We start from the raw sequence: 23,936 nt of genomic DNA on the forward strand, positions 1-23,936 counted from the left end.
ACAATGGTACACTTGTCGTGCAACAGACGTCTTTAAAGGAGGTTCTTATGTTAGAAATCAAACACATCACGAAGCGTTTCGGCGATTTCACGGCCGTTGATGCCTTGACGATCGAGGTGCCACGAGGGCAAATTTTTGGTTTGCTTGGTGCGAACGGTGCCGGAAAAACAACGACGTTCCGGATGCTGCTCGGTCTACTGCAACCGACTGAAGGATCGATCACCTGGAATGGAGAGCGCATCCCGACTTCAAAAATCGGATACCTTCCGGAAGAACGAGGGCTGTATCCAAAAGTTCGCGTCGATGAACAGCTCTTGTTCCTTGCTGAACTTCGCGATATGAAACGGAAGGATGCGAAACGAGCCTTGACGGAATGGCTCGAGTATTTCCAAATTCCGCAGTATGAAAAAATGCGCGTCGAACAACTCTCAAAAGGAAATCAACAAAAAATCCAGTTGATCTCCGCCGTCCTACATAAACCCGAGCTGCTGATTTTAGATGAGCCGTTCAGCGGACTCGATCCGGTCAACGCCGAACAGTTGAAACGTGCTGTCAAAAAGTTGACCGTCGACGGAACGACGATCGTCTTCTCGAGTCACCGGATGGACCACGTCGAAGAACTCTGCGAACATGTCGCGATCCTCGATCATGGGAAACCCGTCGTCGCCGGTTATCTTCCTGACATCAAGGCAGGATACGGAAAAACACGTGTTCTTTTGACGACAGATGCTCCGCCACTCCTATGGGATAGCTTACCAGGTGTGCTCCAGGTCGAGTCAGATAACAATGGGCATATCGTCCAAGTCTCTTCGAAAGAAACGGCTGATCAACTTCTCCAACATATCGTCAGTCAAGGACACCATGTCGATCGTTTCGTTTGGGATCAGTTATCCCTGCAGGATATCTTCATCGAGGAGGTCGGCAAACGTTATGAACCGTAAATTCCTGACTTTATATCGCTTCAATCTACTTCAAAAATTGCGTGCGAAAAGCTTTTTGGTCTCGACTGTCCTGATGGTCCTGTTCCTCGTCGGCTTCGGCAATATCGAACGGATTCTCGACTGGTTTTCGGGTGACGATCCGAAAGTTGCTCTTGTCAGTGAATTGTCGACCGATCTTCGTCCAGCCTTGAAGAAGGCTGGTGTCACTTCAGACATCACGACGAAGGACTATACGGTCGCACAAGCACGAAAGGCAATCGACCGCGGTACATTCGATGCCGTGGCAATCGTTCAGGATTCGTATGACGTGACACTCGTCAGCGCTAGTCCTGAGTCTGAATTACAGACACAGGTCGCAACAGTCGTCAAACAAGTCCGTGACCAAGCCGTCATCACGGATGCTGAAATCGATCCGAACGTTCTTGCTTCGCTCGCTGAACCCGTTCCCATCAAGCAAGAATTGACGTCGACTGGCGGAAAAAGCGAGGATGAATTATTCGCTGCCTCAGCGCTTGTCTACGTGTTGCTGTTCTTGATGTACTTCACGATTGCCATCTACGGTGGAATGATCGTCACAGAAATCGCGAACGAAAAATCATCCCGTGTCATGGAGCTGCTGATCTCAGCAGCGAGTCCGATCCAACACATGCTCGCGAAGATCCTCTCGATCGCTACGGTCAGTCTCGTACAATTGTCGATTCTCGTTGGTGTCGGCTACTACAGTGCTCAAAGCAGCAGTTTATTCGATCAGTTATCACTTGATTCCTTGAGTGCCCGAACGATCATTTATCTGTTCGTCTTCTTCCTGCTCGGATACTTCCTGTACGCAACGTTACTCGCGGCACTCGGTTCACTCGTCAGCCGGGTCGAGGATGCACAGCAAGTGACGTTACCGGTCATCTTGTTGATCGTCGCTGCTTTCATGATTTCGATGTTTAGTCTGAATGCACCGACGAACCAAGCCGTCGTCGTCCTGTCATTTGTTCCGTTCTTTACACCGATGGTCATGTTCCTTCGCGTCATGTTGACCGATGTACCGCTATGGCAAGTGTCGATTTCGCTCATTTTGATGCTGATCAGCATCTCGCTCGCCTTATTCGTCGGAACCAAATTCTACCGGGGTGGCGTTCTGTTCTATGGATCGAATCCACTCAAACAGTTGCGCCGGATCTTAAGCGGTCGCCGGTAACAGTTTACAAGACGAATCGTTTCCGCTATCGTTAGGTGAGAAAAAGCCTTTAGGAGGAACTACGTTATGCGGTCTCGTTTTTGGGCAGCGATCCTTTTCACAGCTGCTGCCATGGTCTCGTCACTTGTCATGTTCACGAAATTCCCGCAAGCGAGTGCGACATGGGAACTCGTCCTTGCCTATGGAGGCATGACGTTCGTCTCTAGCCTCTTTTGCTGGTCCTTCGTTGCGGTGCGCCGCCACTCTTCCCGTTTATACGGAAGCTGGGTCGGTGTCTTCATCGCCGGACTGACTGTCTTACTCGTCTGTATCGCGCGATTCGTCTTGCGTGGTGATGTGATGATGATTTTCAAATGGCAAGCGATGCTTGGTAGCTTAACTCTCAATTTCGGCTATGTCGGTTGGGTACTCGTCATTGCAAATGCGATCATTGGTTTTATCATCGGTCGGATCCGTCAAAAGACGCGTCGTCCACGCCCGATGCCACAACGTTAATAAAAAGTCGCTGTCTTCTGAACGTCAATCAGAAGACAGCGACTTTTTTATTTTCGGTGATAACGGGAGCGACTTTTCCGGTCACTGTAATCCGCATAATAGTTCGAACTGGATAAAGAGACACCATCCGTCATGCGGTCGAGGTATTCATCCAGTTGCATCATCGATGGTAACTTATCCTCGAACAACTCATACGTCTCTTCCGCTTGATCGCGTTGCAACTCCCCTGCTTCCATCACGGCTTCGACGAGCTCATGGAAGATTCGTTGCTCGGTCGCACTCATTGTCTGCTCGATCCGTTTGACGTCCTCGTCATACATTAAATCAAACAGGCGCATCCGTTCTTCGAGCTGTTCTTCGACCCACGTCCCGTCTTGTCCGAGCGTCTGTTCATAAGCAAGCTTCATCTCTTCAAGCGGTGTATTCTGTTGCATGATGAACTTCAATGACTCTCCCGTCCAGATATGCCGTGCCAAATAACTGGCGTCGATGTTCAAGACGTCCGCCAATGCTTCGATGTAGGGTTTGGTTGGATAGACTTCGCTGAGCTCCGTCCGGCGGATGAAGTACGGTGCGACGCCGAGTCGTTCAGCCAGCTGTTCGATCGTAATCCCGGCACGCTCCCGTAAAATACGAATCCGGTCACCGTAACCCCGATATGGTGAATGGTCTAGCATACGATTCCCTCCCTTATTCCTATGGTATCATCATACCCTTGAATCCGGTGTCGGATACATCGAACTTTCGGATGAATTCCGGAACAGATGTCGCGGGTAACGCAACCAAATCGGTAGGACACTTAAGAAATACCCAACCGTGACGATACTGATCCAAAATACAGCTAAGTTAAGAAATGATCCCGTCTGTAGTCCAGCTTGTGTGACGACGACTTGGAACAATAAGAAGGCATGAAAGACAGAAATCAGATACGGAATGAGCAGAACAGCACCATACTTCATTAACAAGTAGCTGCGAATGTTCCCGGAACCGAACCCTAACGCAAACAACGTCTTCATCCGCTTTTGTTCCTGTTCCGCCGTCATCTGCATCCATACATGTAGAAAACTCGCATTGATGACGAACAACCAGATCGTCAAGAGAACGACGACGAACGTGACAAGTCGCACGATTCGGATTCCGTCGATTTCATCTTCTGTCTCATTGATCAACTGATAAGGAACCGGTTGCTTCTCATCTAGCTTCGCTGCCGACTGGATGTTGCGGACGATTTTCATCCACTGTTTCCAGTCCTTCGTTCCGTAATCATGGTAGGCTGGCGTATCGAAGACGACGATTTGCCGGACGGGTTGCTTGAGTGTTTGAAAAACGGCATCACTGACGACGAAGATCGTCTCGATTTGATAATTGTAACCAAATACTAAATCGTGAGAAGCAGCGGGAAGTAACTTAAAGTCAGCGTTCTTCATCGCCTGCTTCTCTTTTTTCATCGTCGGTGTATTCTCTTCAAGTTGTACCGGACGTGCCGGTACAAAGAAACTTTGTCGCCCCGTCGCAGTTCGCTCTTTAAGATGCAGTTGACGCATCATCTTGTTGTACGACGAAATCGGTAAGAGGACACGTGTGCCATCTGCTTTTACTTCAATATCCTGCTGGTAGCGATTCGGGAATGCCTCCGTCATCGTCTGCTTGATATCCTTCAATCGCTTCGTCGGTTGAGCGGATTCTTCGTAATAGACGAGACCGAATTGATTTTGGGATGATAAGTCGAGTCCGATCAATTGAAACAAGAAGACCAGTCCGACTGCTGTTAACGCACACGATGTCAGAATCGTTCCGAGGGCAATGAGCGTACTATTCGTTCTGAGTTGATTGGCGATTTCCGAGACGATCAGCTTCCGTAGCGACAAACGACGTGGTCGATATAACTTGGTCAACCACGGTAAGACATATCGGCAAATAAAAAATGATCCGATGAAGATGACAAGCGGAAAGAATATATAAAATCCTTCCGTCCGAACAAAGGCTAAGGCATAACCATAGATCAACAGAAGTAACGCTCCGATTTGCGTTAGAATCCAGACTCGTTTTCGAAATAGCGAACGGGAACGTGTCGGTCGATCGGGACGAAAGCGGTAGATCGCAAGGACCGTTGCCGTCAGCAACACAAGGAAGGCACCACCGATCAAAGCAAGAATCGCATAAAAGGATAATTCGAATTCGATTGCTGGTAAGAACATGACTTTGACAACGGACAGCAACAGCATCTTCGTCAAGACATTACCTAGAATCATTCCCGCAGTGATGGCTAGACCACCAACGATCAAGACTTCAATTAAAAAATACTTTAAGAAGTGTGACAGTCCACTACCGAGCGTCCGCATTGTCCGTAAATCGTTCTTGCGGTGCTCAAGCATCGTATAGGTCGTCGAATAGATGAACAGTACACTGAAAAATAGGATGATCAGCTCCGCGATGAAGACGAAGAAGATCGTCATCTCGATGACTTGGTTCAATTGACTAAGGATTTTGGCGACGTTTTGGAATGATCCATTCGTCAACAAGTTCCAATAACTCGTCACGATCGTCATCGCGATGATGATCGTCAAGGCATAGCCGTAATACAAGCGCTGATAACGCCGGATATTACGTAGGGCGTATTGCAGATAATTGATGCTCATCCCCTCCTAGCAGCGATAGTGATTCGATGACCCGTTGGAAAAAGATGCGGCGTGGTTCATCGCGGAATAACTCCGTCTGAATGCTACCGTCCTTTAGGAACAAGACATGGTTACAGTACGACGCGACTTGTGGATCGTGTGTCACGATGACCATCGTCATCCCCGTCGCGTTCAACTCGGCTAGGACGTCCATGACGTGTTTTGTCGCTTGGAAGTCGAGTGCTCCCGTCGGTTCGTCCGCAAGCATCAGACGTGGTGTATGAATCAAGGCACGACCGATCGCGGTCCGTTGTCGTTGTCCACCACTGACCTCATCGACCTGTTTATCTAGCAGATCATCAATTTGTAGACGACGTGCCAACTCCTCCATCTCTTCCCGCGCGAGCTTCGTCTTTTTCCCCGACAGCATCAACGGGACGAGCATGTTCTCACCGAGCGTTAACGAATCGAGTAGATTGAATTCCTGAAAGATGATCCCGAGCGTCTCACGCCGGAAACGTGTCATCTCTTTTCGCTTGAACGTCGCTGTATCGACGCCATCGATCAGGATTGACCCCCAACTCGGCTCGTCGAGTGTCGCAAGCAAGTTGATTAGTGTTGATTTGCCGCTACCGGACGGTCCCATGACCGCGACCATCTCACCTTCCTCCACCCGAAAGTTCAAATCAGTCAACGGTTGTTCCGTCACCTTTCCGGGATAGACCTTCCCTAATTGTTTAACCTCAATCATGTGCGCGACCTCCTACTAATCGAATCCGGCATGTCGTACCGACCCCTTCTTCACTCTCGAGTTCAATCTCGTGCCCGAGCTTCAAGCAGACCTGCTGGACGAAATACAACCCCATCCCGGTCGATTCTCCGTAACGTCGTCCGTTTTCGCCAGTGAAGAACGCATTAAAGACACGTGGGACGTCTCGTTTTGGAATCCCGACGCCATCATCTTGAACCGAAAGGACGACTTGCCCCTTTGTCACTTCTGCCGTCAGAACGACTTCACGACCATGTCCTGTCGTATACTTGATGGCGTTCGTCACGAGCTGTAGGACGAGGAAACGAAACCACTTCGCATCCGTGTATACGTACACGTCTTCAGCGATATCGAGTTTCGGAAAGACCTGATTTTTAACGAATAATCGTTTCTCTTGATTGATGATACTCGTGACGAGCGGCTTCAGTGCCAATCGTTCCGCCTTCAAATCTGTCTCGATTGCTTCTAAACGTGACGAATAGAGCATCTGGTCGAGTCCACTGCGCAATCGATCGACCTCTTGACGTAAATCCGCTTGATAGTGTTCTCCTGGGTGCTCAAGGATCAACTCGATGACGGATAACGGTGTCTTCATCTGGTGAATCCATTGATCGACATACCGATGCCGTTCCTTTTCTTTTCGTCGCTCAGCAAACAGACTGTTTCGAAACAATGTCTGTTGCCGCTCTAAAAATTGTTCGACGGCAACGGAAATCGGTTCTTCACTATCACTGCGAATCGGTTCTGCGACCGATTGAACCGGCTGTTGCATCCGTCGTAGCAACGGAAGCATGCTGAAGAAACGATAACTGAGATAAATCAAGAGACCGATACTGTTCAAAAGTACGATATAAAAGAAGGCTGCTGGGCGATAAAGATCATAGAGCCATAAGACGGCATATAAAATCAGCATTTGTCCGGTAAAGAATATGATGCCTGGTATCGCGTGCCGTAAAAAGAGCTTCATGGTTCAAGAACCAGTTTATAACCGACGCCTCGCACCGTCTCAAGTCCAGCGACACCAATCTCGGCAAGTCGTTTGCGAACACGCGTGATATTAACGTTCAATGTATTCTCATCGACGAACGCTTCGTCATCCCAAATCCGTTCGAGTAAATCACCACGACTGACGATTCGGGGACTTGCCGTCAGCAGCATCTCAAGGATCAACCCCTCTTTTTTTGACAGCTCGATTGACTGTTCCCCGTACTCGACGATATAACGATCTAAGTACAACGTGACACCTTCTTTCGTCACCGTTCGCTCATCCGTCTCGTTCGACAGCGTGCCATAGGCCCGGCGAATCTGACTTTTAATCTTCGCGATGACGACCGCTCCTTGGAACGGTTTAACGATGTAATCATCCGCTCCGTATTCGAGCGCCATGACTTGATCCATCTCCCCGACCCGTGCCGAGATGAACAGGATCGGCGCCCGTGTCTTCATCCGTAACTGCCGGCACCAATAGAAACCGTCAAACTTCGGTAAATTGACATCTAATAGAATGACGTCCGGATTCGTCTCTTCATAGACCGCGACGACATCCCCTCGCCCATCTTCAACGACGACTCTAAAATCATAGCGTTCGAGTAGTTCTTTCAATAGTGTAGCAATCTTCATATCATCTTCGACTAATAAAATCGTATGCATCGTTCATGTCAACTCCTTCTCCCTTTATCATAACGAACTCAAAAAGGACTGGAAACGATTATTCCGTTTCCAGTTCTGTGTCCCCCTATTTAGTTCATCACGTGACGATGCGGCGATAAGCACGGACCGTGACGATATAATAGATCAGATAGACGATCGTATAACAAACAATCGCAAGTAATGTCGGACGAACGATGTTGTAGTTCAACAGTTTCTGCAAGACCTGCATCGCCACTAAACTATGAACGAGTCCGAGCACGTACGGTAAAGAGAAGACGAATCCGACAAGGCGACGGATGATGCCTGTCTGTTCCTTCTCATCGACACCAATCTTCTGGATGATGGCAAACCGTTGTTTCGATTCTTCTGCTTCCGCGAGCATCTTGAAGTAGATGATCGAACCTGTCGCAAGTAAGAAAACGAGTCCGAGGAAGCCAGCAGCAAACGCGAGTAAGCCCGTCGTTGCCGTTGTCATCGCGTAGACAGGATAATAAGCCGCCATCTCCGTGTCCGCTTGTTTTCCATATAGTTGTGTCAACTGTTTCATCAATCCATCGTCATGACGTTCATCTGAGAACTGATAATTCGTCAGCGTGAAGCCTTTTTCCGGCATCTTCGCGAACGCATCATCGTTTACGACGAAGGCAAGTCGCTGTTTCTCATAAAGTTGAGCGATTGGTAGATTCGTCGCAGCGGTGATCCGAAAGGAATCATGAACGTCCTTGATTTTAACACCGACCGGCGATTTGACTTTCATCTTTAACAAATCGTTTCCTTTGAACGTCTCAAGGACGATCGCTTCGCCTTGTTTCGGTTCTTTGATGACCGTTTTCCCGTTCGCTTTCGCGAGCTTGACGTAGTCCGAATAGTTGACGTAGCTGAATTGTCCCGGTTGGTCTTCATATGCATACGTCGCGTAGTAACGTGTAAACGTCAAAGGGTTCGGCAGATCGGTCATCTCATGGTCGACGTTCTTGACGTTGACCATCGTCCGGCTGTCGATCTTTTGGTCAGACTTCGCAATCAGCTTTTCCGCTTCCGCTTGTTTACTGGCAATCGATAGACTGTACGGAACTTGTTCCTCAACGGTCTGGTCGATGAAGTAATAGATCGATGTCGCTGTACCGACCGTCGTCAATGTCACCGCAGTGATGACCGTGATTGTCGACAGCATGACGGCATTCGATTTGATCCGTGACAACAATTGCCCGTGCAGAATTAAATTCGTCCCTTTAAAGTGCCGCGCTTGATTACTTAAGACGCGCAATAAGAAGATCGTGAAGTAACTCATCGTTCCGAACGTCCCGAGAATGACACAGAGCATCAAGAGCGGTGCGACGATCGTAAAGTGATCCATCAATGGTTGTCCCGTTAAATAGTAACCGACACTGATCAAAACGACCGAAAGAACGGCCAGAATCGGATGGACTTTTGGTAAGGATTCCGCTTGTTGTTCTGCCTTGAACAGTTCAATCAATGTAAAACGATAAATCGTTCGTGCCGAACGTAAGGCGATGATCAGGAAAATCAACAAAAAGACACCAATCGTCTGCATGACGGAAGCTCCGCTGATCGTAAAGGTCGCATCGACTTGCATCGCCATGACAGAAGCCAGCAATTGCACGAAGTATTTCGAAGCGACGGTACCAATCGCAATCCCGAGGATCAGACCGATTACCCCATACCCCATCGTCTCAAGGAAGATCAGGCGAGCAATCTGCCCCCGTTCTAAACCAAGCAATGCATAAAGTCCGATTTCCTTCTTACGGCGGCGTAAAAAGAAGTCACTTGAATACCAGATAAAGATGGCAGAGAAGAGCGCTAGAATGACACTGGCTCCGGTAAAGACTGTTCCCAGTTTTCCGTACAATTCGTTCGCCTGAAGCATCGCTTCATTCGATCGAATGGCGAGGAACGTATAGTAAATGAGAATCGCAAATGTGACCGCACCGAGGTACATCACGTTTTGACGAATGTTTTTTAGATTCTGAAACGCCAGTTTAGACAAGCTCACGGACGGCACCTCCGAGTTCACGCTGGACTTCCATGATCTGTTCGAAGAACTCCTTCTGCGAACCGAAGCGATGGACTTCCTTGAACAGCTCTCCGTCCTTGACGAACAGAATTCGTTCCGCGTAAGACGCCGTCATCGGATCATGTGTCACCATCAAGATCGTCGCGCCTTCGTCGTTCAGTGATTGCATTGCTTCGAGTAATCCTGTCGCTGACTTCGAGTCGAGCGCACCGGTCGGTTCGTCGGCTAAGATGAGTGACGGATCATGAATGATGGCGCGAGCGGCAGCCGTCCGTTGTTTTTGTCCACCCGATAGTTCGACCGGGCGTTTATCGAGAAGATCCTCGATACCAAGTTGACGTGCCACACGATCGACACGTTCTAAGATCATCTTTTTATCAACGTTCGCGAGTGATAGCGGTAAGGCGATGTTTTCCCGGACCGTCATCGTATCGAGGAGATTAAAATCCTGGAAGATGAAGCCGAGTTGTTCCCGGCGAAAGCGGGCCAATTGTTTTTCCTTCATCGCTGTCACGTCTGCTCCGTTGATTAAAATCGAGCCGTCCGTCGGCTGATCAATCGTCGATAATAAATTGAGTAATGTCGATTTCCCGGCACCGGATGGACCCATGATACTGACGAACTCTCCTTCGTGAACACGGAGCGTCGTCGGACGCAGTGCTTCGTGGCGCGCGGTTTTCGTTTGATACGTTTTTGAAATCTGTTCTGCTTGTAAGATTGCTTTCATCTGTAATGCCTCCTGTGTTTGATTCATTACACTTAGTCTAGTCCTTCCATGCTTTTCTCAAAATGGACTTTGCTTTCACTTCTCTTACAAAACGGTAAGACAAGGGAGGAGACATCAAAAAAGCCCCCATCCGCAAGGGATGGAGGCGTATCGTATCTTATTTATGTGTTGCTTTGAAGAGCTCTGTGTCACCTGCGACAACAGAAGTTCCTTCAGCTGGTACAGCTGAAAGCGTGAATTGATCGTGGTTTGTCACGATGATCGGTGTGATCGTCGATGGTGCGTTCGCACGGATGTAGTCAAGGTCGAACTCGACGAGGACGTCTCCTGCTTTGACTTTGTCACCTGACTGGACGTGAGCCGTGAAGCCTTCGCCTTTGAGGTTAACGGTATCAAGACCAACATGGATCAAGAGTTCAAGACCATCTTCACCTTTAAGACCGATTGCGTGTTTCGTCGGGAAGATCGTTTCGACCGTCGCGTTGATCGGCGAGACGACTTTACCTTCTGTTGGTTCGATCGCGACACCGTCGCCCATCATTTTTTGAGAGAAAACTTGATCGGGTACGTTCTCGATGTTGACGATTTTACCTGTAAGTGCAGAAGCGATTTTCGCGTTTCCTGCGTCGTTACCACCAAACAATTTTTTTAAGAATCCCATGATACTATCCCTCTACTTTCTCGATCGTTTTTCTTCCGAATGGAAGTTTCGATTTTTTATAGGAGTAAGCTGTTAGACAGCTCGCTCACGTTCTCACAAAAAGCATACGTTTGTCCCTCTAGTTTTGCAAGTATTTTTGTGTGATAATAGTTAGAAATCATAAGGAGGCGCTTACATGTTACCATTTTCAGAAATTACATATGTCCGTCCTGACCTTGCCTTGCTTGAAACATCAATGAATCAAGCGATCGCTCGACTGACGGAAGCCACACAGGTAGATGAAGCAAACGCAGCCATCACTGAGATTAATACCCTCAGAAATCAATTTGAAACGGCAAGCCAGCTCGTCGAGATCCGTCATACGATTGATACACGTGATACGTTTTACGAAACGGAACAAGGATTCTTTGATGAAGCGAGTGCAATCTATCAAGGATATGTCTCAAGCTATTATCAAGCGTTGACGACGCACCCACTCCGCAGTGAACTCGAACAGACGCAAGGCAAACAGTTATTCCTGATTGCTGAAGCGAGCCTGAAGACGTTCTCGGAAGAGATCATTCCGAAACTCCAAGAAGAGAACCGTCTCTCGAGTGAATATACAAAACTGATGTCTTCTGCTCAAATCGAGTTCGATGGCAAGACGCTCAACTTATCGCAGTTCGGTCCATATCTTCAATCCCCTGATCGTGATGTCCGTAAAGCAGCTTCTGAAGCACGCTATGGCTATTTAAACGAGCATGGTGAAGCAATCGATACGATTTACGACAAACTCGTCCGGATCCGGACAGACATCGCAAAGACACTCGGTTTCCCATCGTTCGTCGAGCTCGGATACGCACGGATGCTCCGCGTCGATTATAACCAATCGATGGTCGAACAATACCGCGAACAAATCCGTGAGACGATCGTTCCGCTCGCGACACAACTTAAAGAGCGCCAGCAACGACGGATCGGTGTCGATCAGTTGTATTACTATGACGAAGGATTTGCCTTCAAGTCAGGTAACGCGACACCGAAAGGCGAAGAGTCATTCATCATCGAAGGCGGCAAAAAGATGTATGCGGAGATGTCACCGGAGACGAACGAGTTCTTCAACTACATGCTCGACCGGGAAGCACTCGATTTAACGGCGAAGCCCGGGAAAGCCGGCGGTGGGTATTGTACCTACATCGCAGACGAAAAACTCCCGTTCATCTTCTCGAACTTCAATGGAACGGCAGGCGACATCGATGTCCTGACTCACGAAGTCGGACACGCCTTCCAAGTCTATGAGAGCCGTCACCTGACAGCTCCAGAGAGTGCTTTCCCGACGTATGAAGCGTGTGAGATTCACTCGATGTCGATGGAATTCTTCGCTTATCCGTGGATGGAAGAGTTCTTCGGTGAAGAGACGGCGAAATACAAATTCAATCACCTCGCAGGAAGCGTCACATTCCTTCCGTACGGCGTTGCGATTGACGAGTTCCAACACGTCATCTACAACCAACCGGAATTGACACCAGCTGAGCGTCGCGAAGCATGGCGGACGATCGAGAAGAAATACCTGCCGCATCGTGATTACGAAGCGAACGATTATCTCGATTCAGGTGCATGGTGGCATCAACAAGGACACGTCTTCGGTAGTCCGTTCTACTATATCGATTACACACTTGCTCAAGTTTGTGCCTTCCAGTTCTATGCATGGATGGAACAAGACCGGGAAGCGGCTTGGAAGTCGTATCTCGATCTCTGTCGTGCCGGCGGATCGGAAAGCTTCCTCACGCTCGTCGAACGTGCTGGATTGAAGTCTCCGTTCGCACCAGGTACGGTCGAGGCAGCCGTCGCACCGGTTAAAACCTACCTTGAACAAGCAGACGACATCGTGCTCGATCGCGTTTAATTCTTTGCGTGCAAGGTCGTACTGGCTAAAAGTCAGAACATCTCGAGCAACATCAATAAAAGAAGAGGCGTTTTCCAGAATATCATCTGGAAAACGCCTCTTCTTTTTTGCTACATGATTATAGAACGTATATGTTCATCCTTGACTCCTATAGGAAAAGAAAGCATGACATCCGCTTTCGTCAGGGTTAGGTAACACCCGGCACACCGCATGGAGTGCGTGGTGCCGCGGCTTACCTCCCGCCTGTGGAAAGCAAGGATGACAAAAACGTTCGTAAAACGACGACAGAACTCATTTCATTCAGATAAAAGCTTTTCATGGTACTTCCCGTACCAGACCCGAAACTCGTCAGCTGGAATCGGTCTTGAATAATAGAATCCTTGCGCATACTCACAGTCAAGCACTCGTAAATGATCTGCTTGTTCAAGTTCCTCGATTCCTTCAGCGACGACGTCATACTTCAACGTATGAGCAAGCTTGATGATCGTCTCGATGAGCGGTGCGTTTGAACATGCATCCGGACCACTGATGAACGAACGATCAATTTTTAGCCGCTGGATCGGTAATCGACTTAAGTACGACAAGGAAGAATACCCCGTACCAAAGTCGTCAATCGCAAGACGATATCCCATCTGGTGCAATGTCTGTAAGGCATCAAATACGCGTGTGTCTGAAAAGACACCAAACGATTCCGTGATCTCAAGTTCCATCCGTTGTTCAATCCCCGGATGAATCTCTCTGACATCGGTCAGGTAATCGACGATTCGACCGGAGACGAGCTCTTTGACGGATAAGTTCGCTGAGACACGTAGTATTCCGAGCTCCGTGTCTTTCCACTCTTCGACTTGTCGAACCGTTTCAGCAACGACCCACATCCCAATCTCTTCAATCAACATCGATCGTTCAGCGATCGGAATGAAGATTGCTGGACTAATCATTCCCCGTTCAGGGTGGAACCAACGCAAGAGTGCTTCACAGCCATCGACCTGACCTGTTGCAAGATTAATCTGTGGTTGATAGAACAATTGTAGCTCGTTCTTCTCGATCGCTTCTCGTAATTCCCCTTCGAGGGCGACCGATTCAAGATACTCCGCACTCATCCAAGACTCGAACCAGATTGGTCCACCCTCTGTCTGTTGTTTCGCATGTTGCATCGCGATATCAACTGAGGATAATAAGGAGGTGACCGCCACTGCATCATCCGGGTAACGGACCATGCTCATGCTGATACTGACATTGACGTATTCTCCGTTGATCTCATAGACATGTTCGATGACCTGCTTTAATTTCTGGTAATCGACGATATCCTGTTGTCCGACCAACACGGCGAATTCATCTCCACCAATCCGTGCCGCTTGTCCCGTTCCGATGAAATGATGCTTGAGGCGATTCGCAAGATCTTTTAGAATCTGATCTCCCGCACCATGTCCGTAGATATCATTGATTCGTCGGAATTGCCGGACGCTGATGGTGACGAGTTCTCCCGGTTGAGGTGCTTTTAGGGCATCTGCCATCTTTTGCTCGAAACCATTCCGGTTCAACAAGCCCGTCAACATATCGAAGAGTGCGAGTTGTGTGATTCGTTCTTCCCGCCGGAACTGATCCGTCTCATCATGGCAGGATAAGTAGAGTGCGACGCCTGTGTCATCCTCTTTATTTGCGACGTGGATGATATTGACGAACATGTTCAAAATCTTTTCATTAAAGAGCATCTTACAACGAATCGTCTGACTCTGCCCTTCCAGCGATCGTCTCAACGCCCGGCGCATCCGGTTCAAATCAGCCGGATGAATCAGTTCTTCAATCGTCCATCCCGCCGGCGCATCCGTTAATTGTCGAAAGCGTTCATTCCCGTTCACGATCGTGTAATCCGATGACATCGCAAAGATTGGATCGGTATTTTGGGAAAAGAGTGATTCGATTTCCGCTTTCTTTTGTTTAATCTCTTTTGTCTTCGCATCACTATGGTCTAATAACCCAGCAATGATGGCCGTCATCGTCCGAAAGGCTTGGACGACGGGTTGGAAATCATTTCGCTCTGGTACGTTATAACCGGATTGTCGGCGGTCTTCCGCGAAGGTATTCGCTTCTCCCTTCAGTAAAGAAAGATCTTGGCGAAACGCGCGTAATAACGATAAGGTCAATATCAATAATCCAAGAATTAAGACACTGGTCGCGCCAAACAGAAGCCAGGCATTACGAATGATTTGATTGCCTCGATCTTGCATTTCTTGCGCGACTTGATTAAGTTCTTGATCGTATAGACGATACATGCTGGATTCATATTGTTCGGCTTGATTTGCTAACGCAACGTACGTCGAATCTTTCGGAGCACGTAATAGGTCATCGAGCGTTTGTGTGTAGGCATCCATCTGTTCCCGCATGATTGCGATATCCTGACGTCCTGCATCATTTTGAAGCGGAATCACGTCATACAAGGATTTGATGAGCGAATCCTGTCGCAGTGGTAAATCGATCCGCATCTGTTGAATCCGTAACTGATCTATGGAACTAGGTTCTTCTTTTTGTCGGGCATTCTTCAAGATTTCAGCGGACTTACCCAGTTGTTCTTCCATCAAAATCAGATTGGAGAACACATTATAATAAGACCCTGTTTCTTTACTAAGCACGAGCTGATTGAAGATGATTTCACTTTTGAAGTTCGTCATCGTCGTGAAAAAGCGATGATTCGATTCGTATCCTTGTCGTTGTAGTTTTTTGATTTCTGTCAGGACTTCTTCGCGTGTCGACTCGGTCGCTTTCATATCCGGAAGCCGGTCCGTCAATTGTTCGAGCGATCGATTGGCCCGTTCTGAAGCTTGCGCCAAATCAGTATCGTCATACAAAGATGAAAAATAGTAACGCGTCACTTCTTGTTCGGCACGATTAAAAGGTGTCACTTCGGCAATCGTTTTACCCGATTTCTTGAAGCGATACCCTTCATCCAACGTTTTCGTCAAATGCTGACACGCGACGATCAACGCCACCAAACCGATGATCGCAATCATCCATGAGAACGTTTTATAGTAGGAGCGTCTTCGAAAAGCTTCTACGATGAAGACTGGTGATAAACGTCGCAACACATCGTCCTCCCTAAATTGTCATTATGCTTCTATATCGTCGTCTCCTCCCGTTTCGTGAAGTCGTTTTGGGTCAATAAAAAGCACTTCTTCCCACATTTCTGTGAAAATAAGTGCTTTTTTTACTAGTTTTATTCATTTTTAATAACTGACATTCTCTCGTGCTACTTTTTTTGCAAAATAATCGATGATATCACGTCGTCGGATGATCCCGATAAAATGTCTTCCGTCATCAATGACGGGTACGAAATTTTGATCGGTAATGACTTCAATCATCTCTTCCATTTGCGCTGTAATTGAAACTGGTTTATAACGGACGCGTTGTTTGATATCGGTTAATCGCGTCTGCAAGACGTGGTCATAATCGGCATGCTCGAGATTTGCTTCGAGTGCCCACAAGATATCGCCTTCTGTCAGCGTTCCTGCGTATTTCCCTTTATTGTCAACGAGTGGGACCGACGTAAAACGATGATGTTTCATCTTTTCTAGTGCTTGTCTGACCGTTGACTCAGGATCTAAATATTTCACCTCATCTTTAGGTAATAAGAAAAAAGCAATATTCATTTCTGTTCCTCCCTAGCCACTCTGTGACACCCTTTTCATTTTATCATGAACCCCGCGTTGATTCATTTCTCAAATGATGAAAATCTCTACATAATTCCTTCATATTTAGCTATACTATTTCGATGTTCCAAGCTGAAAGATGAACTGACCGGTAACATCAACGGGTTGATGCAAGCAACGGAAGAAGCCTTGCCGACTAGATTCTTACTTTGACAGATGAATCCATTTAAGAGATTACCTGTTGAGAAGAAATATTTTTGTGTAAAGAATCCATTCTCGCACTACTGGACGATGAAAGATTCAAAAGATCCCTCGGCTTTTCCGATTGCATGTGCAGACGAAGCCTTTTTCGGAATGCTTCGTTTTTTCTTGGTTCGTTCTCGACTATCCGTGAAAGAGGACATACACTAGAAGCAATCCACTTTATTTCGAAAGGAGTCGTGTCATGAATCGCTTGTCGACATCTGACTTGACGCAAATCGCAGAGCACCTTTACGGGATGACCGGTTTTTTCGTCACGTACCGAGATCATCATGGTACTCCGCTTGCATTACGTCCAGAAGCTCCACCTCATCCCGGAACCTTGCCGATTGAGAACGAATGGCCAGTACTTAAGAAGACTCCTCTACTCTATACCCTGAAAGATGGAACAGCTTACCTCTTTTTAGACGTTCCGGAACAAGGAATGTACCGGATTGGACCTGTTTTATTGCAATCCGCTCTTTTTCGGGCGCACATTCAAGACGAAGCGTATCATCAGTTTTATAAGGTCTTGCCGCGCACGACGGAGAACCGATTGATTGATTGTGCTCACCTGATGTATCGCTTGTTGCACGGGGAAGCATTGCCGAAGCGAGAAATCGAACAGCTGTCTGAGATTCAGGAAGCTGAAATTCCGCTCGTCGCAGATGCTCCCTCGCATACTGGTGTGACCGCGTATCGTAAAGCATGGCAACGGGAACAACAAATCATCGATTGGATCGCAACGGGTCAAAGTGAGCGACTCGCAACGACCTACTCCTTACCTGCTTATGGTGAATTTGGAACGCTCGCGCGACATCAGCCGTTACGTGCAGAAAAGAATCTGTTGCTTGGAACTGTTCTGTTGAGCGCACGCGCTGCGATTCGCGGAGGACTCGAACCCGATGAAGCGTTCTCTCTAAGCGACCGGATGATCGAGACGATCGAAGCAGCGACGAGTATTGCCGAACTCCGCAATCGTCACGTCCGTATTACGGTGTCATTTGCAGAAGCCGTCAAGGAACTTCAGGCACTACGGCATTCCCCACACGTACTGGCTGCGATTCGCTATATTCAGCAACATCTCTATGAACCATTGTCTGTCTCATCGATCAGTCAAGCCATCCATGTCTCGTCTAATTATTTGTCCGTTCTATTTAAAGATGAAACAGGGTTACCACTTGCCCGATACGTCATCCGGGAACGCATCCGGGAAGCGAAGCGCCTCTTACGTTCTTCCGACGACTCGCTGCTAGACATCTCAAACAAGTTGCATTTCTCAAGCCAAAGTCATTTTAGTCAAGCTTTCAAACAGACGACCGGTGAGACCCCAACACATTATCGACAACGAAGTGAATTTTAAGAGAGTCGTGCCTTTTTTTCGTTTTGTGATATCCTATTCAACAGGAACTATTTTCGTGAATCCGTTTTTGACGGATTCTTTCATCAAAAAGGAGAATCAACATGAACTCAATTAGTGTCATCATTCCTGTCTACCAAACTGAATCACAAACGAAGGCAGCCATTCAATCCGTTCTCGACCAGAAGGTATCTATCCCGGTGGAAATCGTCGTCGTCTTTGATGGTCCGAGCACATACATCGATGAGCTCCGTTCCCTCTATCCGACATGTACGATCGTGGAACAGGCGCATCAAGGAACTTACGCTGCACGTCGACGCGGTCTTGAAGTCGCGACAGGTGATTACGTTACCTTCCTCGATAGTGATGATATCCTCGCACCACGTGCGTTCTATACGTATATCAAAGCCTATGAGAAATCACGCGGTGAAGTCATCATCGGTAAAGTCTCACCCGTCTACAACAAGAAGAAATGGCTCATGCCGATCGACGATGATCGTTATTTCTTCTATACCCGTACGAAGTTCAGTTCACGTCATCTGACGACGATTCACGGTTGGATGATCAAAAAGGATTTGTTGAACGATTTGCCGGTTCTTGAGACAAGATGGTTCGCCGATACGATCATCGCCCATACGATCATCTCGAAATTGACGAACCTGACATCGGTCAGTTACGTCGTCTATGGTCGAAACTCACGCAGTACGCCACTCGAAGGACAATCGCTCTACCAAGCACGCGATATCACGACATTGTCCGATATCTCACGAATTTATGGCATGTTATCTGCCCATACGCAGGATCATGACGTTCAAAAGTTCTTGAATACATGGTACAAACGTTTCATCTCAAAACGTGGTCGTGCATTGCTTGAGCGAAGCTCTTCAAAAAGTCAGCAGGCAGACGTCTTCCGTCATGTCGCTTACGATTTAAGACGAACGAAGGCACAGAGTAAGTACCTGCAGGCATGGTCAACGGGTTCGTATATCATGTTCCGCTCATATATCACTGCTGTTAAGACAAAACAAACGTTACGGACGGCACGACGTAAAAAAATCAAGAACGGTCTCATGCTCTATCGTTTGTTCCAAAAGATGCCGGTCAAAGAGAACCTTGTCTTATTCGAGAGTTTCCTCGGACGAAGCTACTCCGATAATCCGAAGGCTCTTTATCTGAAATTAAAAGAACAACGTCCTGAACTTGAGCTCGTCTGGATTTTTGCGAATGAGCCTTCAGATGACGTCAAGGAAGCTTGCCCGAACTGGGTGCTCAAAAACAGCTTCGCGTATTACCAAGCGATGGCACGTGCGAAGTACTGGATTTTCAATACGCGTCAGCCACTCAGCTTAACGAAACGCGAAGAGACGATCTATCTCCAGACATGGCACGGTACACCATTAAAACGACTAGGTCTCGACATGGAAGAAGTCCATATGGCAGGAACGAATGCAACCCGCTACAAACGGAACTTCTACAACCAAGCACAGGAATGGAACTACCTCATTTCTCCGAATGCCTATTCGAGCGAAATTTTCAAGAGTGCGTTCGGTTTCCAAAACACGATGCTTGAGGCGGGATACCCACGAAACGACCTCTTGTATGCAGACGATCAAGCTGGTTTAATCAGTGAAATCAAAGCACGCCTGGACATCCCTGCTGAAAAGAAAGTCGTCTTATATGCACCGACATGGCGAGATGACGAGTTCATCGCTCGTGGAAAATATCGTTTTGATCTCCAGCTCGACTTGAATGAGATGCAGGCCCGACTCGGTGACGATTATGTCGTCTTGCTCCGGATGCATTACTTGATCGCGCAAAACATGGACATCAGTGGACACGAAGGATTCGCCTATGACGTCTCTTCGTACGGTGATATCGCAGAGTTGTACTTGATCAGTGACGTACTGATCACTGACTACTCGTCTGTCTTCTTCGATTACGCCCACTTACAACGTCCAATGATTTTCTTTACGTATGACTTAGAGAAATACGCTTCGACGTTACGTGGATTCTACTTCGATTTTGAAGCAGTCGTTCCAGGACCACTCTTGAAAGAGACGGATCAAGTCATCGATTATATCGAACAGATCGATACGAAATCCATCGCTTACCAAGAAAAGTACGACCGCTTCCTCGAACGGTTCTGCAGTCTGGACGATGGTACGGCAAGTGAACGTGTTCTTGCTGAGTTGTTCCCGAATACAAGCTCAGCAGATACTGAAGATGCTGAATAAGGAGACACAATGAAAAAGGAGAAAGATGCGCTTTTGCGCTCTTTCTCCTTTTTCGTATCATCGTCTACGATACGGTGCAATCCGCTCTTCAAATTCAGGGTGAACGAAACTAGGGCGTAACGATAAGACGACCTCACCGAGGAGATGTTCTACCACGTCGTCCCATCGTTCGACGATCTCAGAAGAGGTCTTCGCAGATACATCCCCCTCTTCGAGTAATGCTGTCTCATCCGTCGTTCTCATGAAGACCCACGTATCGTCAGATCGTTTGCGTCCCATTAAGGTGATACGTCCACCTTCCATTCGGTACAGAAGGATTCGCTCCCATTGACGTTTCCGACTCGGTACCATGACTTCGCGATGTCGCGCGATGATTTGCTCTTTGATCGTTTCCCGGCTAGCAACGAGATTCGGACACAGATGATAAAAATCATCTGTTCTTGGATGCTGGATACCAAAGTGCGGAATACCCGACGCTTCGAGACGCTTCATCCATTCATTTTTTGCTTGTCGCAAATGTTCCCAGCGCACAAGATGTCTCCGAACGCCCCATCCTGTAATTACAAACGGGTGCCGTCGTAGTTCTTCGACTGACGCAAATAACGTCTGCTTTTCATAAAGAGGTTTCCTGACAGAGTTCTTCGAAACGATTGATCGATGTGACATCATTGCCGTGTTGCATCGGAAATAGATTGTATAGATGAAAGCGCCCCGATAAGGCTTGTCCTTCGTAGATTCCTTCTACGATACGAACAATCTGACACATCGTTTTATCTAATTGTCCAACCTCACCCAGTCGCTTGTCCTATCATCTCAAGTTGTGGATGTAATGCCGGATTCACTGTCGCAGATCCTGGATTCAACATCAGACATGCCCCTAGTGACGTCTCACTTTCCCCCCACTGAATGTATGTATGATAGCGATACAATACGTCTTGCTCCAATCGGAATGTTGCGTACACTTGAACATCGTTAGCCGTCATCACGAACCCTCCTATATTTTTATATACAATTTGATTATTTTACCATATTGAGGTTCTCATTTACTTTCGTTTATACACCAGGTCAATCAAAAAATGCCTCCTTCCTAATGGAAAGAGGCATGAACGATTTAGTTCCGGACGAACAAGGCAACGCTCTCGACGTGTGTCGTATGTGGGAACATATCGACTGGTGTCACTTCAACGAGTGTATAACCGAGTTCTGTTAACAACTTCGCGTCACGCGCTTGTGTTGACGCATTACATGAGACGTAGACGATCCGCTTCGGTGCAACATCTGCTGCAGCACGCAAGAACTCTTCGTCACAGCCTTTACGTGGTGGGTCAACGACGATGACGTCCGGTTGGATACCGGCTTTAACGAGATCCGGCATGACCTTCTCAGCTGCACCGTACTCGAACGTCACGTTCTCGATACCGTTCGCTTGTGCGTTCCGGCGTGCATCATCGATTGCTTGCGGTACGATTTCGATGCCGTAGACGTGCTTCGCTTGTTTGGCGAGTGACAAGGAAATCGAACCGATACCACAGTAGGCATCAACGACTGTCTCATCGCCTGTCAACTGAGCATACTCGAGCGCTTTCGCGTAGAGTTTCTCTGTTTGCAGCGGGTTGACTTGGAAGAACGAATGCGGTGAGATCTCATACGTCAATCCAGCGATTTGATCGCGGATGACGGACGGTCCGTACAAGACGACGTTCTTTTTCCCGAGAATGACGTTCGTATCATCCGGGTTGATGTTGTGCTGGATCGATGTAACGTTTGGTAACGCCTTTAAGATCCCTTCGACAATCTTATCGATCCCACGCAATTGTTTGACCTTTGTGACGAGCACGACCATCAATTCATTCGTGTGATAACCATGACGTGCCATGATATGACGGATGACGCCTGCTTTTTTCTTCTCGTCGTACGCTGGGACTTTTAAATCAGCGAGGACTTTACGCACCGCTTGGACAGCTTCGTCGTTTTCTTTGTTTTGAATCAAGCAGTAATCCATGTCGATGATCCGGTGACTTCGTTTTTGATAGAAGCCAGCCATCAATTTGTTCGATTGAAATGCAACCGGTACTTGTGCTTTGTTACGGTAACCCCACGGATCTTCCATACCGATCGTCTCGTGAACCGGAATTTCAAGACCTGCTAGGCGTGCGAAAGCATCACGAACACGGTTGTGCTTGAACTTAAGTTCTGCGTCGTATGATAAATGTTGCAATTGGCAACCGCCACACTGGTTGTAAACCGGACAAGGTGGCTCGACACGATCGACACTCTTCGTCTTTTGACGGATGATGCGACCGAACCCGTAAGACTTCGTTGTTTTCGTGATTTTGATCTTGACCTGCTCCGTCGGCAATGCGCCCGGGATGAAGACTGTATAGCCATCGATGCGCGCGACCCCTGACCCTTCATGTGTCAGGTCGACGATCTCGACGACATGTTCATCGTTCTTTTGTACTGGAATCATGAATATCCTCCTTAAAAACCTCGCTTCACGCGAGGTTCATTTCTGCTTCTTGTAGTTGTGTATTAATCTGTTCCATCTCTTCGATCCGGAACTTTGGTGTCATGACTTCGAAATGAGAGCGAAGATTCGTCATCTCGCCTTCGCAAATGCCGCCAAACTCACCATCGATGTTCAAACTCATCTCTGATGTATTCTTCATGCGGACGAATGAGGTCGTGACATGCTCGATGCAAGGGTCCGAGAAATGATCCCCTTTTAAGGCAAGACGCATGACACGAATCAATTCGACGAGGTTACATTTCTTAAGAATGAAGAGATCGAATCGACCGTCATTGAGTGACGCGTTCGGTGACAACTTCTCGAATCCGCCGACGGAGTTCGTATTGGATGTCAAGAACAGCATGACTTCTCCTTTGAATATACCCTTTTCATGCTCCAGTTCGACATATGTCGGTCGGATTTGCGGAAGCTTCTCCATCCCTTTGACATAGTACGCGAGCTGTCCAAGTGCCGTTTTCAGCTTCGAAGGCACTTCATACGACAGTTCTGTCATGATGCCACCGCCAGCGATATTGATGAAGTAATGGACGCCTGCGGAGCCTTCGATCTTACCGATATCGACCGGCATCGTATGTCCTGTGCAGATGACATCCATCGCCCCTTCAATCGTCAATGGAATACGCATCGCCCGACCAAAGTCATTCGTCGTTCCAACAGGTAATACACCAAGCTTCGGACGTTTATTGTAGGCAGCCATTCCACTGATCACTTCATTCAACGTACCATCGCCGCCTGCTGCGACGACGAGATCAAATTCTGCTTCGCATGCTCGTGCTGCTTCATACGTCGCATCGCCGACCGCTTTCGTCGAGTAGACAGATGTCTCATAACCCGCTGCTTCGAGTCGGTCGAGGATATACGGTAAATTTCGTTTAACCATCTCTTTCCCGGAAGTCGGGTTATAAATCACGCGCGCTCTAGGTCTCATAAGATTTTCTCCTTTTTGACTCAACCGTTCATT

Annotated in this window: 21 protein-coding genes; 6 read left to right on the forward strand and 15 right to left on the reverse strand. The window is 47.8% G+C overall.

The annotated features are described in order from the left end of the window. Positions 1-47 precede the first annotated feature (47 nt). From ACZGCQ_RS10200 to ACZGCQ_RS10210, 3 genes are all read left to right on the forward strand, one after another. Positions 48-941 (forward strand): ABC transporter ATP-binding protein, encoded by an 894-nt coding sequence (locus ACZGCQ_RS10200; RefSeq protein WP_047393127.1) that lies wholly within the window; start codon positions 48-50, stop codon positions 939-941. After that, the gene (locus tag ACZGCQ_RS10205; protein WP_481266172.1) at positions 931-2,130 is read left to right on the forward strand and encodes an ABC transporter permease; all 1,200 of its coding nucleotides are present in this window, start codon (positions 931-933) and stop codon (positions 2,128-2,130) included. Before ACZGCQ_RS10200 ends, ACZGCQ_RS10205 begins: the two co-directional genes overlap by 11 nt. A gap of 66 nt (positions 2,131-2,196) precedes the next feature. Next, a complete protein-coding gene (locus tag ACZGCQ_RS10210) occupies positions 2,197-2,625 on the forward strand; it encodes a hypothetical protein (RefSeq protein ID WP_481266173.1) in 429 nt (142 codons plus the stop codon). A gap of 47 nt (positions 2,626-2,672) precedes the next feature. Here ACZGCQ_RS10210 and ACZGCQ_RS10215 read toward each other — a convergent pair whose 3' ends face one another. From ACZGCQ_RS10215 to ACZGCQ_RS10250, 8 genes are all read right to left on the reverse strand, one after another. Next, positions 2,673-3,302: a helix-turn-helix domain-containing protein gene (locus ACZGCQ_RS10215; RefSeq protein WP_214727674.1), complete on the reverse strand. Its 630-nt coding sequence runs from the start codon at positions 3,300-3,302 to the stop codon at positions 2,673-2,675. Between the two features lie 30 nt (positions 3,303-3,332). Further along, positions 3,333-5,264, reverse strand: a complete 1,932-nt coding sequence (locus tag ACZGCQ_RS10220; RefSeq protein WP_481266174.1) for an ABC transporter permease — start codon at positions 5,262-5,264, stop codon at positions 3,333-3,335. Continuing rightward, positions 5,230-5,994: an ABC transporter ATP-binding protein gene (locus ACZGCQ_RS10225; protein WP_481266175.1), complete on the reverse strand. Its 765-nt coding sequence runs from the start codon at positions 5,992-5,994 to the stop codon at positions 5,230-5,232. The genes ACZGCQ_RS10220 and ACZGCQ_RS10225 overlap by 35 nt, the downstream gene beginning before the upstream one ends. Continuing rightward, positions 5,987-6,979, reverse strand: a complete 993-nt coding sequence (locus tag ACZGCQ_RS10230) for a sensor histidine kinase (protein ID WP_481266176.1) — start codon at positions 6,977-6,979, stop codon at positions 5,987-5,989. Before ACZGCQ_RS10230 ends, ACZGCQ_RS10225 begins: the two co-directional genes overlap by 8 nt. After that, positions 6,976-7,662 (reverse strand): response regulator transcription factor, encoded by a 687-nt coding sequence (locus tag ACZGCQ_RS10235; RefSeq protein WP_047393119.1) that lies wholly within the window; start codon positions 7,660-7,662, stop codon positions 6,976-6,978. The genes ACZGCQ_RS10230 and ACZGCQ_RS10235 overlap by 4 nt, the downstream gene beginning before the upstream one ends. 97 nt (positions 7,663-7,759) lie before the next feature. Next, positions 7,760-9,676, reverse strand: coding sequence for an ABC transporter permease (locus ACZGCQ_RS10240; RefSeq protein ID WP_481266177.1), 1,917 nt, complete (start codon positions 9,674-9,676; stop codon positions 7,760-7,762). Continuing rightward, positions 9,663-10,424 carry an ABC transporter ATP-binding protein gene (locus ACZGCQ_RS10245; RefSeq protein WP_481266178.1) on the reverse strand — a complete coding sequence of 254 codons (762 nt, stop codon included), beginning with the start codon at positions 10,422-10,424 and terminating at the stop codon, positions 9,663-9,665. The genes ACZGCQ_RS10240 and ACZGCQ_RS10245 overlap by 14 nt, the downstream gene beginning before the upstream one ends. Positions 10,425-10,581: 157 nt before the next feature. Next, positions 10,582-11,085 carry a PTS sugar transporter subunit IIA gene (locus ACZGCQ_RS10250; RefSeq protein WP_035396161.1) on the reverse strand — a complete coding sequence of 168 codons (504 nt, stop codon included), beginning with the start codon at positions 11,083-11,085 and terminating at the stop codon, positions 10,582-10,584. A gap of 175 nt (positions 11,086-11,260) precedes the next feature. Between ACZGCQ_RS10250 and ACZGCQ_RS10255 the strand changes: the two genes are divergently transcribed. Beyond that, on the forward strand, positions 11,261-12,967 hold the full coding sequence (locus ACZGCQ_RS10255) for a M3 family oligoendopeptidase (protein WP_047393102.1): 1,707 nt from the start codon (positions 11,261-11,263) through the stop codon (positions 12,965-12,967). 296 nt (positions 12,968-13,263) lie between these two features. On the opposite strand, the gene ACZGCQ_RS10260 is transcribed toward ACZGCQ_RS10255, so the two are convergent. Next, positions 13,264-16,050 carry a putative bifunctional diguanylate cyclase/phosphodiesterase gene (locus tag ACZGCQ_RS10260; RefSeq protein WP_481266179.1) on the reverse strand — a complete coding sequence of 929 codons (2,787 nt, stop codon included), beginning with the start codon at positions 16,048-16,050 and terminating at the stop codon, positions 13,264-13,266. Between the two features lie 138 nt (positions 16,051-16,188). Then, positions 16,189-16,611 carry a CBS domain-containing protein gene (locus ACZGCQ_RS10265; protein ID WP_029342568.1) on the reverse strand — a complete coding sequence of 141 codons (423 nt, stop codon included), beginning with the start codon at positions 16,609-16,611 and terminating at the stop codon, positions 16,189-16,191. Positions 16,612-17,056: 445 nt separating this feature from the next. Here ACZGCQ_RS10265 and ACZGCQ_RS10270 point away from each other — a divergent pair, with 445 nt between their 5' ends. Then, complete coding sequence (locus tag ACZGCQ_RS10270; RefSeq protein ID WP_047393095.1) at positions 17,057-18,214, forward strand: helix-turn-helix domain-containing protein; 1,158 nt, start codon at positions 17,057-17,059, stop codon at positions 18,212-18,214. Between the two features lie 101 nt (positions 18,215-18,315). Beyond that, on the forward strand, positions 18,316-20,445 hold the full coding sequence (locus ACZGCQ_RS10275) for a bifunctional glycosyltransferase/CDP-glycerol:glycerophosphate glycerophosphotransferase (protein WP_481266180.1): 2,130 nt from the start codon (positions 18,316-18,318) through the stop codon (positions 20,443-20,445). Positions 20,446-20,502: 57 nt separating this feature from the next. Here the strand turns inward: ACZGCQ_RS10275 and ACZGCQ_RS10280 are convergent, their stop codons facing one another. From ACZGCQ_RS10280 to ACZGCQ_RS10300, 5 genes are all read right to left on the reverse strand, one after another. After that, positions 20,503-20,976 carry a hypothetical protein gene (locus tag ACZGCQ_RS10280; protein ID WP_481266181.1) on the reverse strand — a complete coding sequence of 158 codons (474 nt, stop codon included), beginning with the start codon at positions 20,974-20,976 and terminating at the stop codon, positions 20,503-20,505. Positions 20,977-21,058: 82 nt separating this feature from the next. Further along, entirely contained in the window at positions 21,059-21,211 is a 153-nt protein-coding gene (locus ACZGCQ_RS10285) for a hypothetical protein (RefSeq protein ID WP_481266182.1), read from the reverse strand. A gap of 22 nt (positions 21,212-21,233) precedes the next feature. Beyond that, complete coding sequence (locus tag ACZGCQ_RS10290) at positions 21,234-21,428, reverse strand: hypothetical protein (RefSeq protein WP_481266183.1); 195 nt, start codon at positions 21,426-21,428, stop codon at positions 21,234-21,236. 128 nt (positions 21,429-21,556) lie between these two features. After that, positions 21,557-22,915 (reverse strand): 23S rRNA (uracil(1939)-C(5))-methyltransferase RlmD, encoded by a 1,359-nt coding sequence (rlmD, locus tag ACZGCQ_RS10295; RefSeq protein ID WP_035396153.1) that lies wholly within the window; start codon positions 22,913-22,915, stop codon positions 21,557-21,559. Between the two features lie 25 nt (positions 22,916-22,940). Continuing rightward, entirely contained in the window at positions 22,941-23,903 is a 963-nt protein-coding gene (locus tag ACZGCQ_RS10300; RefSeq protein ID WP_481266184.1) for a diacylglycerol kinase, read from the reverse strand. Positions 23,904-23,936: the final 33 nt, after the last annotated feature.

Source organism: Exiguobacterium sp. HSB13, assembly GCF_056764755.1.

Bases quoted from the DNA above. Each gene is read 5' to 3' on its own strand.
- ACZGCQ_RS10225 (WP_481266175.1), bottom strand. From the start codon at position 5,994: ATGATTGAGGTTAAACAATTAGGGAAGGTCTATCCCGGAAAGGTGACG.
- ACZGCQ_RS10230 (WP_481266176.1), bottom strand. From the start codon at position 6,979: ATGAAGCTCTTTTTACGGCACGCGATACCAGGCATCATATTCTTTACC.
- ACZGCQ_RS10265 (WP_029342568.1), bottom strand. From the start codon at position 16,611: ATGAATATTGCTTTTTTCTTATTACCTAAAGATGAGGTGAAATATTTA.
- ACZGCQ_RS10210 (WP_481266173.1), top strand. From the start codon at position 2,197: ATGCGGTCTCGTTTTTGGGCAGCGATCCTTTTCACAGCTGCTGCCATG.
- ACZGCQ_RS10235 (WP_047393119.1), bottom strand. From the start codon at position 7,662: ATGCATACGATTTTATTAGTCGAAGATGATATGAAGATTGCTACACTA.
- rlmD (WP_035396153.1), bottom strand. From the start codon at position 22,915: ATGATTCCAGTACAAAAGAACGATGAACATGTCGTCGAGATCGTCGAC.
- ACZGCQ_RS10250 (WP_035396161.1), bottom strand. From the start codon at position 11,085: ATGGGATTCTTAAAAAAATTGTTTGGTGGTAACGACGCAGGAAACGCG.
- ACZGCQ_RS10205 (WP_481266172.1), top strand. From the start codon at position 931: ATGAACCGTAAATTCCTGACTTTATATCGCTTCAATCTACTTCAAAAA.
- ACZGCQ_RS10300 (WP_481266184.1), bottom strand. From the start codon at position 23,903: ATGAGACCTAGAGCGCGCGTGATTTATAACCCGACTTCCGGGAAAGAG.
- ACZGCQ_RS10200 (WP_047393127.1), top strand. From the start codon at position 48: ATGTTAGAAATCAAACACATCACGAAGCGTTTCGGCGATTTCACGGCC.
- ACZGCQ_RS10215 (WP_214727674.1), bottom strand. From the start codon at position 3,302: ATGCTAGACCATTCACCATATCGGGGTTACGGTGACCGGATTCGTATT.
- ACZGCQ_RS10255 (WP_047393102.1), top strand. From the start codon at position 11,261: ATGTTACCATTTTCAGAAATTACATATGTCCGTCCTGACCTTGCCTTG.
- ACZGCQ_RS10290 (WP_481266183.1), bottom strand. From the start codon at position 21,428: ATGACGGCTAACGATGTTCAAGTGTACGCAACATTCCGATTGGAGCAA.
- ACZGCQ_RS10275 (WP_481266180.1), top strand. From the start codon at position 18,316: ATGAACTCAATTAGTGTCATCATTCCTGTCTACCAAACTGAATCACAA.
- ACZGCQ_RS10245 (WP_481266178.1), bottom strand. From the start codon at position 10,424: ATGAAAGCAATCTTACAAGCAGAACAGATTTCAAAAACGTATCAAACG.
- ACZGCQ_RS10270 (WP_047393095.1), top strand. From the start codon at position 17,057: ATGAATCGCTTGTCGACATCTGACTTGACGCAAATCGCAGAGCACCTT.
- ACZGCQ_RS10285 (WP_481266182.1), bottom strand. From the start codon at position 21,211: ATGTGTCAGATTGTTCGTATCGTAGAAGGAATCTACGAAGGACAAGCC.
- ACZGCQ_RS10220 (WP_481266174.1), bottom strand. From the start codon at position 5,264: ATGAGCATCAATTATCTGCAATACGCCCTACGTAATATCCGGCGTTAT.